Genomic DNA, 15,105 nt, shown 5'->3' with positions numbered 1-15,105 from the left:
TGTTCGGATGCCAGGAGGACGAGAGGGAGAGGGGCGCGGGCGATGGGTCCGTTGGAGTTGATGGTGCTGGCCTTTCCGAAGGGGGAGCTGCCGCTGTCGGCGGTGGCCGCCGTCGGGAGCGTGCGCACGTCCGGGCAGGTACGGCTGATCGACTCGCTGGTGGTGTTCAAGACGCCGTCAGGTGAGGTCAGCACGGCCGAGTTGGTGGACTACGAGGAGTTCGGCGAGGCGTTCGGCGGGCCGGACGCGATCAACCTGATCGGTCCGGAGGACGCCGAGGAGGCCGCCGAGACCCTGGACCCGGGCACGTGCGCGCTGCTGCTGCTCGTGGAGCACCTGTGGGCGCAGGAGGCGGCGGAGACCGTCCGCGAGGCCGGTGGCGCCATCACCGCGCGGATCGGCATCCCGATGAACCTGGTCGACGAGGCACATGCGGCGTTCGCAGGTGCGGGCGGGAGGAGCTGAGGCATGTTCATGCGACGCAGGCCCATGCTCCGACCCGTCGTCCGTCCCGTCGGCGCCCCGCTGCTGCGCGGAGCGCTGGTCGGCGGCGCGGCGTACGCGGCGGGCAAGCACGTGGCGCGCAACGCGCGGCAGGAGCAGGACCAGAACCAGGCCATCCAGGAACTCCAGGCCCAGCAGGTCCAGCAGGCACAGCCGACGTATCAGCCCCCACGGACGCCTGCACCCGCGCCGGCACCTGCGGCGGGGGGAGGCAACGTCACGGACGAACTGGCACGCCTCGGCCAGCTGGCCCAGCAGGGCCTGCTGACGCCCGAGGAGTTCGCGGCGGCCAAGGCCAAACTGCTGGGCCTCTGAACACGGGTGTCCCGTTGCACCGTCCAGGGGCCGGCGCCCCACCCCGGCCTCCGGCCGAATGGTCACCTGCCGAGCCTTCGGTGGGTGGGGTCGCACTCCGGCCTTCGGTCGGTGGGGTCGCACCCGGGCCGTTGGGCGAGGGTCACCTGCCGAGCCTTCGGTGGGTGGGGTCCCGCTCCGGCCTTCGGCCGGTGGGGTCGCACCCGGGCCGTTGGGCGAGGGTCACCTGCCGAGCCTTCGGTGGGTGGGATCCCGCTCCGGCCTTCGGCCGCCGGGGCCGCGCCGCAGCCTTCGGCCGGTCGGGTCGCACCCCGGCCTTCGGTCGGGGATCCCACCCGGCCCGTGGATGGTCCCCACGGAGAAGGGCCGTCCGCACGGGTTGGTTGCTCGCGGCCACGCGGCGGAGGCGGCTGCGGCGGTCTGCGGCGCCGCCGCGTGACAGCAGCGCTGCACGCCCCTGCAGCACTCGCCACTGAACGGAGGGCGGCTTGATCCCGGACGCGGTCGGCCGCGCGTGGCGCGGGGTGCGGGGGATGTCGTGGGGGCAGCGGCTGCCCGGCGCAGCCGAGCTGCGGGCCGCCGACAAGGGGACGCGTCGGCGGGATCTCGTCGTGGGGTTGTCCGTGGCTGCCGTCGCGCTGCCGAGCTCGCTCGGCATGGCCGATCTCGCGGGGCTGCCGGCCACGGCCGGCCTGTACGCGACGATGCTGCCGCTGCTCGCCTACGCGCTCTTCGGGTCCTCGCGGCAGCTGATCGTCGGACCCGACGGCGCGACCGCCGCACTGACGGCGACCACGCTCGCGCCGCTCGCCGCCGGCTCCCTGCAGCACTACGGCGACCTCGCGTTGACGCTGACCCTGCTGCTGGGGGTGTATCTCGCGCTCGGCGCGCTGCTGCGGCTCGGCTTCATGGCCGATTTCCTCTCCAAGCCGGTGCTCGCCGGTTATTTCAACGGTGTCGGGCTGCAGATCATCGCGGGGCAGGCGGGAAAGCTGCTCGGGATCAAGGTGCCGGGCAACCACTTCTTCGACACGGTCGAGCACCTGATCATGCGACTGCCCAGGACCAGCCTGACCACGCTCGCGCTCTCCGTGAGCCTGCTCGTGCTCGGCGGCGTGGTGAAGAAGCTGTGGCCGCGTGCTCCGGTCGCACTGATCGTCGTGGTCGTGGCCATCGCCGCCTCCGTCGGGCTCTCCCTCTCCGACCACGGGGTGGCGGTCGTCGGGGAGGTGCGCCGGGGGCTGCCGGTGCCGACGGTGCCGCACGTGACGCTGTCGGACCTGTTCCAGCTGATGCTGCCGGCGGCGGGCATGGCGCTGGTCTCCTTCGGCGACGCGATCGCGATCACCCGCAACTACGCCGCCCGCAACGGGTACGAGATCGTGCCGGGACGTGAGTTCACCGGCATCGGTGCGGCCAACCTCGTCTCGGCCTTCACTCAGGGCATGCCGGTCTCCTCAAGCGGGTCGCGCACCGCCGTCAACGACGCGTCCGGCGGGCGTTCGCAGTGGGTCGGGATCTCGGTGGCCGTGATCGCGCTGCTGGTCGCGGCGTTCGCCACGCCGCTGCTGAAGCCGCTGCCGAAGGCGGCGCTCGGGGTGGTGCTGATCCTCTCCGCGGTCGGGATGATCAGCGCGAGCGGCATGGTGCGGCTGCGCCGCGTGCACGACTCCGAGGCGGCCCTCGCGCTGGCGACCATGCTGGCGGTGCTCGCCTTCGGCACGCTCGGGGGGCTGCTGATCGCGGTGGGGCTCTCCATCGGCGTCTTCGTCTACCGGACGGTCCGGCCGCACGACGCGGTGCTCGGGCGGCAGCCGGACGTGGACGGCTACCACGACATCGCGATCCACGAGGACGCCCAGACCGAGCCGGGCCTGGTGGTCTACCGCTTCGACGCGCCGCTCTACTTCCCGAACGCGCTCTGGTTCCGCGACCGGGTCCGCGAGGTCGTCGCTGCCACCGAGGCGCGCCCGGACAACGGCGGCCCGGTGCGCTGGCTGGTGGCCAACGTCGAGGCGGTCACGTACATCGACTCCACGGCCGTGCAGATGCTGCGCGACCTGCACGACGAACTGGCCGAGCGGGGCATCGTCCTGGCGCTGGCCCGGGCCAAGCATCCGCTGCGGGTGGTGCTGCGCCGCTCGGGGCTGGCCCAGGTGCTGGGCGAGGAGCGGATCTTCCCGACCGTCGCCACGGCCGTCGCGGCCTACCTCGCCGAGGCCGATGCCGGATCGGAGACCGGGTCGGAGACGGGATCCGGAGCCGGCTGAGTGCGCAGCACCAGCTTGCCGACGCGGTTGCCCTCCTCCAGGTCCCGGTGGGCCGCGCGGACCTGCTCCAGCGGGTAGACGTGGACGGGCCCGAGGCTGAGCCCGCCCGCTGCCATCGTGTCGAGGAAGCGCTGCAGCACCTCGGCGGGCAGGTCGGCCGCGTCGCCGGAGTAGGCGGTGAGGCGGACACCCGAGGGCAGGTAGCCGATCGGGTAGAAGTCCGGCACCGTCCACTGGTTGGAGAGCATGCCGGTGAAGCAGACCGTGCCGTGGACGCGGACGGCCCGCAGCGTGTCGGGGAGGGTGGGGGTGCCGACCAGTTCCAGCGCGGCGTCGACGCCCTGCGGCAGCAGGGCGCGGACCTGGGCCGCCACCCGGCCGTCGTCGACGAGAGGGTGGTCCACGCCGTGCTCCTTCAGCACGGCGAGCCGGTCGGCGCCGCGGGTGGTGGCGAGGACGGTGGCGCCGATCTCCTTGGCGAGGGCGGTGGCGGCGAAGCCGAGGGCCGAGGTGCCGCCGCGGATCAGCAACGCCTGACCGGGGCGCAGGTCCAGGCCGGTGGTGAGCGAGCCGTAGGCGGTCTGCAGGGTCTCCGGGACGGCGCCCAACGTCTCCCAGGGCAGGTCCGAGCGGAAGGGCACCAGTTGGGCCCGCGGCACGACGGTGTACTCGGCGTAGCCGCCGTCGTAGGTGCGGCCCATGCCGCCCATCATGGCGACGACCTGTCGGCCGGGCTCCAGGATGCCATCGGGGTCGAGGTCGACGGTGCCGGTCGCCTCGATGCCGGGGACGCGGGGAAAGGTGACCCCCTCGGCCAGGCCGAGACGCGTGTGCAGCTCGGAGCGGTTGAGCCCGGCCGCCTCGACGCGGACGCGGACCCAGCCGGGGGCCGGCTCCGGCCGTGGACGACGCGTCAGCTCCAGGTTCTCCACGGGCCCGGGCCCGCTCAGCACCACGGCCCGCATCGTCGTCGCGTCGTTGTCGTCCATGGTCGCCATTGTGCCGTCCGCCGTCCGCCGTCCGCCGCGCGTCGGACCGTCGGGGAACGCGCAGCGGCCCGCCGCACGAGGCGGCGGGCCGCTGGCCGGCCGAAGGCTCAGGCGGCGTCGGGCCGTCAGAGGTCGCTGACGCGACGGCCGCTGGTGAGGCCCCAGATCACGAACGCGTCGAGGGCCATGACGATGATCGACCACCACGGCGAGTACGGCAGCCACAGGAACTGGGAGATGAGGCTCAGCGAGGCGATCACGACGCCGGCCCAGCGCGCCCAGGTCTTGTCGGCGAGCAGCCCGCCGCCGACGACGATGGCGATGATGCCGAGCACGATGTGGATCCAGCCCCAGCTGGTGAGGCTGAACTGGTAGACGTAGTTCGGCGTGGTGACGTAGATCTTGTCCTTGGCGACGGCGGACGCGCCCTCGAGGATGCCGAGCGTGCCGCTGACCAGGAGCATCAACGCGGCGAAGACCACCGCGCCGGCGGCCCAGCCGCTGCCCCTGCCGTCGGCTCTGCGGTCACTCGTAGTCGTTGCCATGGTTCCTCCCACGTCGGAACGGCGAGTTGAAGATCATGAAGTTCGGGTGGAAGTCAGCTTCACCCGGACCGACCAGACCGGCGACCCGGCTCCGCCGATCGGGTGAGTCTCGGGGCGGTCACCGCTGCCGCGAACCGTCCAGCGCGCCGCCAACAGGCCCGCCGGTTACGGTGACCGGACTGGCCCGGGCCGGACCTGGACCCGGACCGGTGCGCACGGGCGGTCGGGAGGGCAGGGATGGGCAACGCAGTCGGCCAGATGCTGGCCTCGGCCGTCGGTATCGCCATCAGCCCGGTGCCGCTGATCGCGGTGGTGCTGATGCTGGCCACGCCGCGCGGACGCGGCAACGGCAGCGCCTTCGCGCTCGGCTGGGTGACCGCGGTGGGGCTGGTGACCGCGCTGATCGTCGCCTTCGGCGGTGGCATGCAGACCGGTGGCGAGCCGGCCGACTGGACGTACTGGCTGAAGCTGGGGCTGGGCGTGCTGTTCCTGCTGCTGGCCGCCGAGCAGTGGCAGGGCCGGCCCCGCGCGGGGCAGGAGGCCGCGGTGCCCGGGTGGATGGAGGCCGTCGACACGTTCACCCCCGGTAAGGCCGCGGGCCTGGCGGTCGCGCTCGTCGTCGCCAACCCCAAGAACCTGGTCCTGCTGGTCGGCGGCGCGGTCTCGATCGCCTCGAGCGGTGCGAGCGGCGGTGGCAAGGCGCTCGGGGTGGTGCTGATGGTCGTCATCGCCTCCCTGTGCGTGACGGTGCCGCTGGCGGTCTACCTCTTCGGCGGGGAACGCGCCGCGGGTGTGCTGTCCGGGTGGAAGACGTGGATGGCGGCCCACAACAGCGCCATCATGATCGTGCTGCTGCTCGTGCTCGGCGCGAAGTACGTGGGTGACGCACTCAGCGGCCTGAGCGGATGAGGGGGCCCGGACCGATGCGAGGGCCCGCAGGGAACAGGGGGGCCGATGACGCAGGGTGAGTCGATGACACCGGGGGAGCCGACGGGCCCGGAAGAAGCGAAGACGCCGCCGATGCCGGGGGAGGCGACGACGCCGGGGGAGCCCGGTGCGTCGGGCGCACTGCCGGCGAGCCGCCTGGACCACCGGCCGCGCGAGCTGGCCCGGATCGCGTTGCTGTGCGCGGTCGGGGCCGTCGTCGCGCTCGCCTTCACCGGACTGCACGGGCTGCTCGTGCTCTTCCTCGGGCTGCTGGCCCTGGTGGTGACGGCCGTCGGCGGCTGGTGGGCGTTGACGCACCGTGGCACGCCGCGCGTCTTCGCAGCGGTCGCGGCGGTGGCGGCACCGGTGGGAGTGTTCGTGCTGGCCGTCAGCTCCGAGGTGGCGCTGCTGGTGCTGGTGTCGATCGCCCTGTGGGTCGTGGGCCTCGCCTTCGCGCGGGCCTCGCTGCGCGCGGCACGGCCGCCCCGGCCCATGCCGGTCCACGAGAGCGAGCCGCCGCGCCGACCGGTGCTGATCATGAATCCGAAGTCCGGCGGCGGCAAGGTCGGGCGCTTCGACCTGGTGCGACGTGCCGAGGAACTGGGCGCCCGGGTGGTGCTGCTGGACACCTCCGTGCCTCAGGACGTGGCGGGGCTCGCCCGCCGGGCCGTCGCCGAGGGCGCCGACCTGCTCGGCGTCGCGGGCGGCGACGGTACCCAGGCGCTGGTGGCCGCGGTGGCCGCCGAGCACGGTCTGCCGTTCCTGGTCATCTCCGCCGGAACCCGCAACCACTTCGCGATGGACCTCGGCCTGGACCGCAACGACCCCGCCACCTGCCTGGACGCCCTGCGCGACGGGGTCGAGCTGACCGTCGACCTGGGCCGGGTCGGGGACCGGACCTTCGTCAACACCGTCTCCTTCGGCGCCTACGCGCAGATCGTGCAGAGCCCGCAGTACCGTGACGCCAAGACCGCCACGGCGCTGGACGCGCTGCCCGACCTGCTGCTCGGCACCGACGGCCCCCGACTGTCCGCGCACGCCGGTGAGCACCGCCTGGAGGCGCCGCAGGCGCTGCTGGTCAGCAACAACCCCTATGCCGCGCCCGATCCGATCAACCTGGGGCGCCGTCCGCGCCTGGACCGCGGCGTGCTGGGCGTCCTCGGCATCCGTGTCGACGGCCCCACCCAGGCCGCGGAGCTGGCCCTGTTCGGTGCCCGGGCCTCGGGGCTGACGGTGCTGTCGGCACGTCAGGTCACCGTGCACGCGGACGTGTCCGAGATCCCCGTCGCGGTGGACGGAGAGGCGCTGACCCTGCCGACGCCGGTGGTCTGCTCGCTCGCCGTGCACGCCCTACGGGTCCGTGTCCCGCGCCACCGTCCCGGCGCGGACGCCGCCTTCCAGCAGGACCGCGCCGCCCGCCGACTCGACTGGCGCAACGTCATCCATCTCGCCTTCCCCGGTACGGAGAACCACCCGTGAACGACAGCGTGCTGCACGACCTCGCGGCCCTCGACGGTGCCCTCTACGCCGCCGTGGCGGCCACGGACACCCCCGCACTCGACGCCGGCCTGCGCCGGCTCTCGCACGCCGCCAACCACTCGAAGATCAACCTGTCCGTCGCCGCGGCCCTGGCACTGGTCCCTGGCCGCTGTCGGCGGGCGGGCCTGCTGGGCGCGGCGGCGGTCGGTGTGGCGTCCTTCAGTGCGAACCTGCTCGGCAAGCAGCTCGTCCGCCGTCCCCGGCCGGACCGGGAGGCGGCCCAGGTGCACGTGGACCGCCATGTCCCCATGCCCACCTCGGCGTCCTTCCCCTCCGGTCACACCGCCTCGGCCTTCGCCCTCGCGACGGTGGTCGGTGCGGTCCTTCCCGTCGCGGCGGCCCCGCTGGGGCTGCTGGCCTGCGCGGTCGGCTACTCCCGGGTCCACACCGGGGTCCACTATCCCGGCGACGTCGTGGCGGGCGCACTCCTCGGCAGCAGCTGCGGCATGGCCGTGCTGGCCGTGGGCCGGAAGGTGGGGGCAGGTCGCGTCGGCTGAGCTATCGTCAGCGGTCCGACGAGAAGGGGGAGGCACCATGGTGACATCGTCAGAGTTCCGCGGCTTCGACGTGGTACGGCGGGGATACGAGCGCACCCAGGTCGACCGCTACCTCCGCGCCCTGTCCCAGACGGACGCGGCCGTCCCCGCGCCGGCGTTCGACGTCGCCTGGCGCGGCTACGACCGCGCCCAGGTCGACGCGCGCGTCGCGGAGCTGCTCGGCAACCGGAGCACGAGCGGGTGACGCGAAGAGCGCGGGGCTCCGCCGGAGTCGGCGGAGCCCCGCGCCCTCACGCTCCCTTGGGCATGGACAGGGACAGGGTTACTTCGCTCCCGCCAGCGCCGCGTCGACGCCCGCCGTCGGGGAGCCGAGGCCGGAGACGGTGTCGTAGCCGGGGCCGGCCGTGCACTCCGCACCGCACAGGCCGTTGGAGCCCGAGGTGATGTCGCGCAGATAGCCGCTGCCGAGGCCGTAGACCGCCGCGTGGGCGGTGTCGCCCGCCGGACCGGCCGAGGCCAGATGGGGCAGGCCGGCCGCCGCCCGGAGCTGGTCGGCGGAGGCCGTGATCGCGCCCCAGATCGGCGCGGCGAGGCTGGTGCCGCCGACCTCCAGCCACAGGGAGCGGCCGCCGCTCATCGTGGCGATGGTGAGGTAGACCGGCACGCCCGTGCGAGGGTCGGCGACGAAGCTGACGTCCGGCGTCGCCCGCAGCGGGGACGACTGGACGCCGTCCTGGTAGGCCGGACGCGGCTCGAAGTAGCTGAGGCCGCCGCCCGTGCCCGACCAGGCCGTCTCGCTCAGCGTGGCACCGTTGGCGTCCAGCTGGAGGCTGGTGCCGCCGATCGCCAGCACGTACGGGTTGGTGGCCGAGTAGCCCGACGGGTAGCCGTTGTCGCCGGTGGACTGCACGCAGACCGAGTCGGCGAGCTTGCAGTGGCCGTCGTAGAACGACTCCTCCGAGAACTCCTGCGAACCCCAGCTGTTGCTGACCGCCGCCGGGTGCAGCGCGGCGGCTGCGTCGTCGGCCCGGGAGAGCGCCGCCATCGTCGGGTCGTTCGCCTCGACCAGGACGATCGTGGCGTGCGGGGCGACCGAGTGGGCCCACTCGATGTCGAGTGCGGCCTCCTCGTTCCAGCCGGTGTTTCCGGCCGGCCGGGTGCCGTCCGCGTAGACCTGCTGGAAGGTGAAGCAGTCCGTGCCCGCCGTGACGCTGTCGCAGGTCTGCGGCAGGCCGAAGTGGGCGGCGAAGTGGTTCAGGTCCGCCCCGGCGGTCGGGTAGTCGTAGGCGTCGACGATCGCGACGGTCTGACCGGTGCCGTCACCCTTGAGGCCGAGCCGCGCCTGGATCTGCTGCGGGGTGTAACCGCGGGTGGTCTCCGTGGTGTTGGCGGTGCCGTGCGCCTGGACGTGGGCGGTGGCCCGGCTGGAGTTCACCACGATCGGGGTCTGCACCGTGCCGACCGGCAGGCCCGGGTCGACCAGCGCCGCCGCGCTGCTGCGGGAGCCGGTACCGGCGCCGAAGCCCGTGGACTGCTGGGCGGCCGCCCAGGCTGCCGGCTGAGCCGACGCGTTGCTGCCCGGCGGGGTCGGGATCTGTGACGGGCAGCCGTCGCAGAGGCGGTAGGTGGTCAGACCGTGCGGGTAGGAGTCGGGCTCGAAGGCGTCGGTGCCGATCGCCTGGAGCGAGATGCCCAGGGCGCGCCAGTCGATCGACAGGCCCAGCACGTCCGTCGCCGGACCGTCGCCCAGCTGCGCCGTCTGCACCTGGCTCGCGCCGAGCGCGAAGTCCGTGGCGCTCTCGCGGACGAAGTCCCCGCTCTGCGGGAAGGGCGTGTCGTAGGAGAACAGGCCGGTGTACGCGCCGACGTAGGCGGCGGTCCCGCCCGCCGACCGCGCGAAGACGCCGGAGTGGAAGCCGAGGAAGGTCGCCAGCTCGTACGGCGCGGAGCCGTCCGCCGGGTAGACCGTCTGGTCGAAGGTGCGCTGCTCGACCAGCCCGTCCGCCTTCGAGGCGGCGAAGCCGAGGAAGGAGTAGGCGCCGCTGCTCTCGTGCGTCGTGACCACCGCGCCGGTGCGGTCGTCGAGCAGCTGGACCAGGTGGGTGCCGTTGCTGAGCAGGCCGGTGAAGGCGAAGGCGACGCCGTGTCCGGAGGCCGCCGGGATGTTCGGGTCGGCCAGCGCCGGGCTGGTCGGCACGACGGCCACCGCACCCGGGTCGTTCGGCGTCTCCGACCACAGCGGCGTGCCGGTGGCGGCGTCGAGGCTGACGGCGGTCGGCGCGGGGTCGCTGACGGCGGTGATGAGACCGTCGGGCTGCGTGCCGCCGTACTCCAGCAGCAGGTGACCGGTCGCGTCCTGGGTCACCGAGGAGAAGACCAGGCTCTTGCCCGCGGTCCCGGCCGGCTGGTAGCTCCACAGCCGCCTGCCCTCCGGCGACCATGCGGTCAGGCTCGCGCCCGGCACGACGATCTCCGGGCCGCCGTGCGCGTCGTGGGCGAGGGTCAGCGAGGCGACGTAGCCGCCCGTCCGCACGGTGTGCCGCACCGCGCCGGTGCGGGCGTCCAGCACCGCGAAGCCGTCGTCGGTGGCGACGACCAGGTCCGTGCCGAGGTGCTTGCCGGTCAGTACCTGGACGGCGTGGACGGAGCCGTCGACGGTCGCCTGCCACAGCACGCGCGGGGTCGCCTTCTTGAGGGTGCGTCCGTCCAGCGCCCAGACGCCGCGGCTCTGTCCGCCGACGACCAGGTCCGGCACGCCGTCTCCGTTGACGTCCACGGTCGCGGCCGCGAACGGGTCGCCGGCCAGCGGCATGGTGTCCGAGGTGCGGCCGGTGCCCGGGTCGAGCAGGTAGGCGGTGTCGTCGTAGCCGGTCGTCACCAGCCCGCCCTGGTAACGGGTGAGGGTGTCGCCCGCCAGGGCGCCCTCGCGGCGCCAGTCCAGACGCCCGGAGGCGGGGTCGAAGCCGATCAGCTGGACGTGCTCGGGCCCGCCCGGCAGCGCGGCCGTCGGTGCGGCCGGGTCGGAGACGGACGCGACGAGCTCCCCGCCGCTGTCGGCCAGCGCCATCGTCGGCGCGTCGGGACCGCCGACGGTGGAGGCGGTGGTGTAGGACCAGAGCGTGCTGCCGTTCGCGTCCCACACCGAGACGCTGCTCTGCCCGTCGGAGAGGTCCGGGTTGATGCCCAACTCGGCCACCGCGTAGCGGTGGTGCGGCAGCACCTGGAACGCCTCCGGCACGGTGCCGGAGCGCGAGGCAAGAACCGTCCGCGCGCCGGTGCGGGCGTCGATCGCGGTCAGGTCCCAGCGCACGGCGTCGAACGGGTCGTTCTGCTCGACCGTCAGGACCCGGTCGCCGGTCGGGTCCTGCACCAGCATGCGCGGGTAGCCGGGCGTCCTGGCGCGCGTGGTCAGCGTGCCGTCGCGGCCGTCGAGCACCACGACGTTCCCGTCCGCCGGACGCGGGTTGCCCAGCCCGAGGGGGGTGTCCGACCAGGAGGCGGCGATCTTGTCGCCGCCGAGGGATATCAGGTCGCCCCACTCGGCCCACGGCGCGTGGGTGTTGTAGCTCCACGCCGCCGTGGCGCTGAGCTTGCCGTCGGCGGCGGGGGAGAAGCTGTAGGCGGTCAGGTTGGAGCGGCTGTCGCCCTGTTCGGCGACGGGGTCCACGCCCCACTGCGGCCCGGTGGTCTCGGCGACGACCAAGCGCCCGTGCTGCACCAGCATGGTGCCGACGAAGCCCGGCACCAGCTTGCTCCACACCGTCCGTCCGGTGCGGCCGTCGAGCACGGTGAGGAAGGTGCCGTAGTTCAGCTGCGAGCCCGGGGAGGTGAAGGGGCGCGCGGGGGAGTCGCCGACGGCGTAGGCGACGGCCACGTCGTTCACGCCGTGGCCGGTGAAGTCGCCCGTCACGTAGGGGTGGGTGCCGGTGGTCGACATCTCGTACGGGTTGTAGCCGACGTAGAGGTTGGGCGTGTACGGGTACGGCTGGTACCAGTTGTCCGGCGTCACCTGCCAGTCCTTGACCAGGGAGGTCGCCGGGCGGTTCCACACCGCGTCACCGTGCGCGTCGTAGCGGCCGACGGTGCCGCCGGAGAAGACGCCGATCCAGTCCTTGGTGCCCGGCAGCGTCGTCGTCTCGGCGAAGCCGCGCGCGGTCTCCCACTGGCCGGTCTGCTGGAAGCCGGGCGCGGCGGTGGTGCCCGCGGGGGTGCGGGCGGCCGCATGCGTCGCAGCGGAGGTCTTCGGCGCGGCGGCGGTGGGCGCGGCGGCGGCCGGGCCCTCCTCCGCGGCGACCTGGGCCGCGGTGCCGTCGATCCGGTTCTGGTACCGCGCGCTGAGCCGCGCGAGCGCGGTGGCGGTCAACCGCACCGGCGCGCGGTGCGCGCCGCTCGGGGTGGCCGGGGCGGCGACGGCGGGACCGCTCAGCAGTCCTGCGGCCACCGCGAGCACGGCGCCGACGGCGCCTGCTCGGATGCCGTGTCGGAATCTCTGGGACAACCCGTCACATCCTGTTCGGTTGGCTCGGGGGACGGTGCAACGGCGGCTGGCGCCGCGAAGGTTGTTGCACTCTCCCAGCGATCACCACGCCGAGGGGAGACCGTGTCCCTGTCCGCATCCGGCCATCTGCCGGTCCCGGCCACAGGACCGGGTCCGGACCGCCGGGGCGCTACCCGTGGCAGTGGAGGCGGACCAGCAGCGTGTCGGGCGGGAGGGAGGCCGGACAGGCGTCCGTGTCCACGCCGAGGTCCGGTTCCGGGGGGAGGTGCGCGAGGTCGAGCAGTCCGCGCGGGCCGCCCGCGCACACGCCGGGACGCTGGGACGCGGCGTGCCGCCGTCGTGGGGTCCGATCGACCGGATTGTCGCCGTTCATGTCGAACGGTGCCGTCGCCGCCGCGATCGCCTTCTCCACCGTCGCCGCGTCGCCACTCGCCGACGCGGGCAGACAGACCGTCACCCGGAGCCCTGCCATGTCCGGCACCGTGGCTGCAGCCTAGGATCACGCCCCAACGCATTTCACTTCCGGGCGAGGAGCGGAGCACCGTGTTGGAGTCCGTCGGGCTGGACGAGCCCACCGAGGAGACCTACCGGCGCCTCGTCGCGCACTCGCCCGCGACCCTCGCCGAGCTTGCCGCGCTGCTCGGCGGGATCGGGGAGACCAGGGTGCGGCGGTCGCTCGAGACGCTGGTGGCCCTCGGCCTCGCCTTCGCCGAGGCGGGACGGCCCGGCCGCTACCACGCCGTGGATCCGCGCACCGGACTGGCGACGCTCATCCATGCCAAGCGGCTGGAGCTGGAGCGCACGGCCGCCTCCGTGGAGACCTACGCCGCGGAGTACCACGAGCGGATGTTGCGCAGCGACCCGCTGCGCCTGGTGGAGATCGTCGAGGGCCCGGCCGCGATCGCCGCGCGCGTCACCGAGCTGCTGGCGGGGGCGAAGCAGGAGGTTCTGGCCTTCGACGCGCCGCCCTACGTCACCCCGGACGCGGCCGCCGCCCGCGACGAGAGGGAGCTGCTGGCGCGCGGGGTGGGGGTCCGGGCCGTCTACGCGAGCGAGGTGCTGGCCATCCCGGAACGGGCCGAGCTGCTGCGCGGACTGGTGCTGGCGGGCGAACGGTCGCGGGTGGTGCCGCGGGTGCCGCTGAAGATGGTCGTGGTGGACGGGCGCGACGCGGTGATCCCACTCAGCGCGAGCAGCAGCGGGACGCGCAGCCTGGCCGCGCTGGTGCACCGGTCCCGGCTGTGCGACGCGCTCGTGGAGCTCTTCGAGGCGAGCTGGCTCCAGGCGACCCCGGTCTTCTCGGCCGAGGCCCGCGACGCCCATCCCGACATCCATCCGGACCTGACCGAGGCTGAGCTCACCCTGCTGCACCTGCTGCACGCGGGCCTCAAGGACGAGGCGATCGCCCGTCAGCTGGGGATCAGCGAGCGGACGCTGCGGCGCAGGATCACGGACCTGCTCACCCGGCTCGGCGCGACCAGCCGCTTCCAGGCCGGCGCCCAGGCCATCCGCCGCGGCTGGCTCTGACCCCACGGCCCGCTCTGACCCCCGGCCCGCTCTGACCCCCGGCCGGCCCTGGTGCCCGACTGCTCTACGAGAGGGCTTCGTCGGTGACGGAGGGAGTCGGGTCGAGGTAGACCCGGGCGATCCGGGGGTGCCGGGCCTTGAGCCGCCGTTCGGCCTCGTCGCACAGTGCCTCGATCCGCGCGGCCGTGGCTGCGTCACGGAAGTCGACCTTGGCGGCGACCAGCACCTCCTGCGGCCCCTGCATGACCGCGGCCAGGTCCACGACCGCCTCGACGTCCCGCATCTCCTCCAGCTCGCGGACCAGTTGCAGCCGCATCCGCTCCGGCAGGGACTGACCGATCAGCATCGAGCCGTTGCTGCGTCCGAGTTCGAAGGCGACCAGCGTCAGCAGCACGCCGATCGCGAGGGAGGCGATGCCGTCCCACACGCCGGATCCGGTGAGTTGACCGCCCAGCAGGCCGCCCGCCGCGAGGATCAGACCGACCAGCGCTGCCGCGTCCTCGAACACCACCGCCTTGACCGTCGTGTCGGGGGTGCGCCTCAGGTAGCGCAGCACGGGCACGTGGTACCGCTGCGCCTCGCCACGCGTCTGACGCAGACCCCGCAGCAACGAGACGCCCTCCAGCACGAAGGAGACCGCCAGCACCACGTAGGAGACCAGCGGGTCGCCGGGCTTCTCGCCGTGCACGAGGGTGTGGATGCCGTCGGTGACGGAGAAGACCGCGCCGCCGACGAAGGTGGCCACCGAGGCCAGCAGCGCCCACACGTAGACCGCGCGGCCGTAGCCCAGCGGATGCCGGGCGTCGGCCGCGCGGTCGCCGCGCCGCAGCGCGGTGAAGAGCAGCGCCTCGGTGACGGTGTCCGCGAAGGAGTGGGCGGCCTCGGACAGCATCGCGCTCGAGCCGCTGACCACCCCGGCGACCGCCTTGGCGGCGGCGATGCCCAGGTTGGCGGCTCCGGCGACGAGCACCGTGCCGACGCTCTCCTCGTTGGCCAAGCGGGTTCCCCTCCCGGTACGGCTCGGGGCGACTCAGGCGAGCAGCTTGTCCTTCGCCTTCTGGTACTCCTCGTCCGTCAGCGCGCCGCTGTTGCGCAGGTCGGCGAGCTTGGCCAGCTCCTCCACGTGGCTGGCGCCGCCGCCGGACCCGCCGCTGTCGCTCGCCGCCTCACGAACGTACTTCTTGAACGCGGCGTCGGCCTGCTGGGCCTGCTGGACGTCACGCTGGCTCATGCCCCTGCCGTTGACGATGACGTAGACCAGCACGCCCAGGAACGGCAGCAGGATCACGAAGATGATCCACAGGGCCTTGATCCCGCCGCTCATGTCGTGGTTGCGGAAGATGTCCGTGAGGATCTTGAAGAGCAGGAAGAACCAGAGGATCCAGAGAAAGAACTCCAGCATCGTCCAGAACACATTGAGCATCGGATAGTTGGACATGGGTCCCTCCTCGTCGGTGCGCGGCGCACCTCGCCGTGCACGCGCTGAGAATCAGA

The 15,105-nt window shown here is 73.4% G+C and carries 14 protein-coding genes; 8 read left to right on the top strand and 6 right to left on the bottom strand.

Annotated elements, in window-relative coordinates:
- Positions 1–42 precede the first annotated feature (42 nt).
- The 3 genes from BMY61_RS04965 (at position 43) to BMY61_RS04955 (ending at position 3,089) form a co-directional block, all read left to right on the top strand.
- Positions 43–465 (top strand): DUF6325 family protein, encoded by a 423-nt coding sequence (locus BMY61_RS04965; RefSeq protein WP_042454497.1) that lies wholly within the window; start codon positions 43–45, stop codon positions 463–465.
- Positions 466–468: 3 nt separating this feature from the next.
- A complete protein-coding gene (locus BMY61_RS04960; RefSeq protein ID WP_201777622.1) occupies positions 469–819 on the top strand; it encodes an SHOCT domain-containing protein in 351 nt (116 codons plus the stop codon).
- Between the two features lie 488 nt (positions 820–1,307).
- Positions 1,308–3,089 (top strand): SulP family inorganic anion transporter, encoded by a 1,782-nt coding sequence (locus BMY61_RS04955; protein ID WP_201777621.1) that lies wholly within the window; start codon positions 1,308–1,310, stop codon positions 3,087–3,089.
- On the opposite strand, the gene BMY61_RS04950 is transcribed toward BMY61_RS04955, so the two are convergent.
- Together BMY61_RS04950 and BMY61_RS04945 are read right to left on the bottom strand one after the other, a co-directional pair.
- A complete protein-coding gene (locus BMY61_RS04950; RefSeq protein ID WP_236656469.1) occupies positions 3,026–4,078 on the bottom strand; it encodes a zinc-binding dehydrogenase in 1,053 nt (350 codons plus the stop codon). The genes BMY61_RS04955 and BMY61_RS04950 overlap by 64 nt on opposite strands.
- 125 nt (positions 4,079–4,203) lie before the next feature.
- On the bottom strand, positions 4,204–4,623 hold the full coding sequence (locus tag BMY61_RS04945; protein WP_042454493.1) for a DUF7144 family membrane protein: 420 nt from the start codon (positions 4,621–4,623) through the stop codon (positions 4,204–4,206).
- Positions 4,624–4,860: 237 nt separating this feature from the next.
- On the opposite strand from BMY61_RS04945, the gene BMY61_RS04940 reads away from it, so the two are divergent.
- Genes BMY61_RS04940 through BMY61_RS04925 form a run of 4 tightly spaced genes read left to right on the top strand, consistent with a single transcriptional unit; the run spans position 4,861 to position 7,830 of the window.
- The gene (locus BMY61_RS04940) at positions 4,861–5,532 is read left to right on the top strand and encodes a GAP family protein (protein WP_042454491.1); all 672 of its coding nucleotides are present in this window, start codon (positions 4,861–4,863) and stop codon (positions 5,530–5,532) included.
- Positions 5,533–5,577: 45 nt separating this feature from the next.
- A complete protein-coding gene (locus BMY61_RS04935) occupies positions 5,578–7,029 on the top strand; it encodes a diacylglycerol/lipid kinase family protein (RefSeq protein ID WP_236656467.1) in 1,452 nt (483 codons plus the stop codon).
- A complete protein-coding gene (locus tag BMY61_RS04930) occupies positions 7,026–7,586 on the top strand; it encodes a phosphatase PAP2 family protein (RefSeq protein ID WP_236656465.1) in 561 nt (186 codons plus the stop codon). Before BMY61_RS04935 ends, BMY61_RS04930 begins: the two co-directional genes overlap by 4 nt.
- A gap of 37 nt (positions 7,587–7,623) precedes the next feature.
- Complete coding sequence (locus BMY61_RS04925; protein ID WP_042454487.1) at positions 7,624–7,830, top strand: hypothetical protein; 207 nt, start codon at positions 7,624–7,626, stop codon at positions 7,828–7,830.
- Between the two features lie 78 nt (positions 7,831–7,908).
- On the opposite strand, the gene BMY61_RS04920 is transcribed toward BMY61_RS04925, so the two are convergent.
- Together BMY61_RS04920 and BMY61_RS45940 are read right to left on the bottom strand one after the other, a co-directional pair.
- Positions 7,909–12,084, bottom strand: a complete 4,176-nt coding sequence (locus BMY61_RS04920) for a PQQ-binding-like beta-propeller repeat protein (protein ID WP_075003757.1) — start codon at positions 12,082–12,084, stop codon at positions 7,909–7,911.
- A 169-nt stretch (positions 12,085–12,253) separates the two neighbouring features.
- The gene (locus BMY61_RS45940) at positions 12,254–12,556 is read right to left on the bottom strand and encodes a hypothetical protein (protein ID WP_075003756.1); all 303 of its coding nucleotides are present in this window, start codon (positions 12,554–12,556) and stop codon (positions 12,254–12,256) included.
- A gap of 71 nt (positions 12,557–12,627) precedes the next feature.
- On the opposite strand from BMY61_RS45940, the gene BMY61_RS45935 reads away from it, so the two are divergent.
- Complete coding sequence (locus BMY61_RS45935; RefSeq protein WP_042454483.1) at positions 12,628–13,611, top strand: helix-turn-helix domain-containing protein; 984 nt, start codon at positions 12,628–12,630, stop codon at positions 13,609–13,611.
- A gap of 64 nt (positions 13,612–13,675) precedes the next feature.
- On the opposite strand, the gene BMY61_RS04905 is transcribed toward BMY61_RS45935, so the two are convergent.
- Complete coding sequence (locus BMY61_RS04905) at positions 13,676–14,608, bottom strand: cation diffusion facilitator family transporter (RefSeq protein WP_042454481.1); 933 nt, start codon at positions 14,606–14,608, stop codon at positions 13,676–13,678.
- 33 nt (positions 14,609–14,641) lie between these two features.
- The gene (locus BMY61_RS04900) at positions 14,642–15,049 is read right to left on the bottom strand and encodes an SHOCT domain-containing protein (RefSeq protein WP_042454479.1); all 408 of its coding nucleotides are present in this window, start codon (positions 15,047–15,049) and stop codon (positions 14,642–14,644) included.
- Positions 15,050–15,105: the final 56 nt, after the last annotated feature.

It is taken from the genome of Streptacidiphilus jiangxiensis (assembly GCF_900109465.1).
Lineage (GTDB): Bacteria > Actinomycetota > Actinomycetes > Streptomycetales > Streptomycetaceae > Streptacidiphilus > Streptacidiphilus jiangxiensis.
Note: the sequence above shows the minus strand (reverse complement) of the source record. Positions and strands in the feature narration are given on the sequence as shown.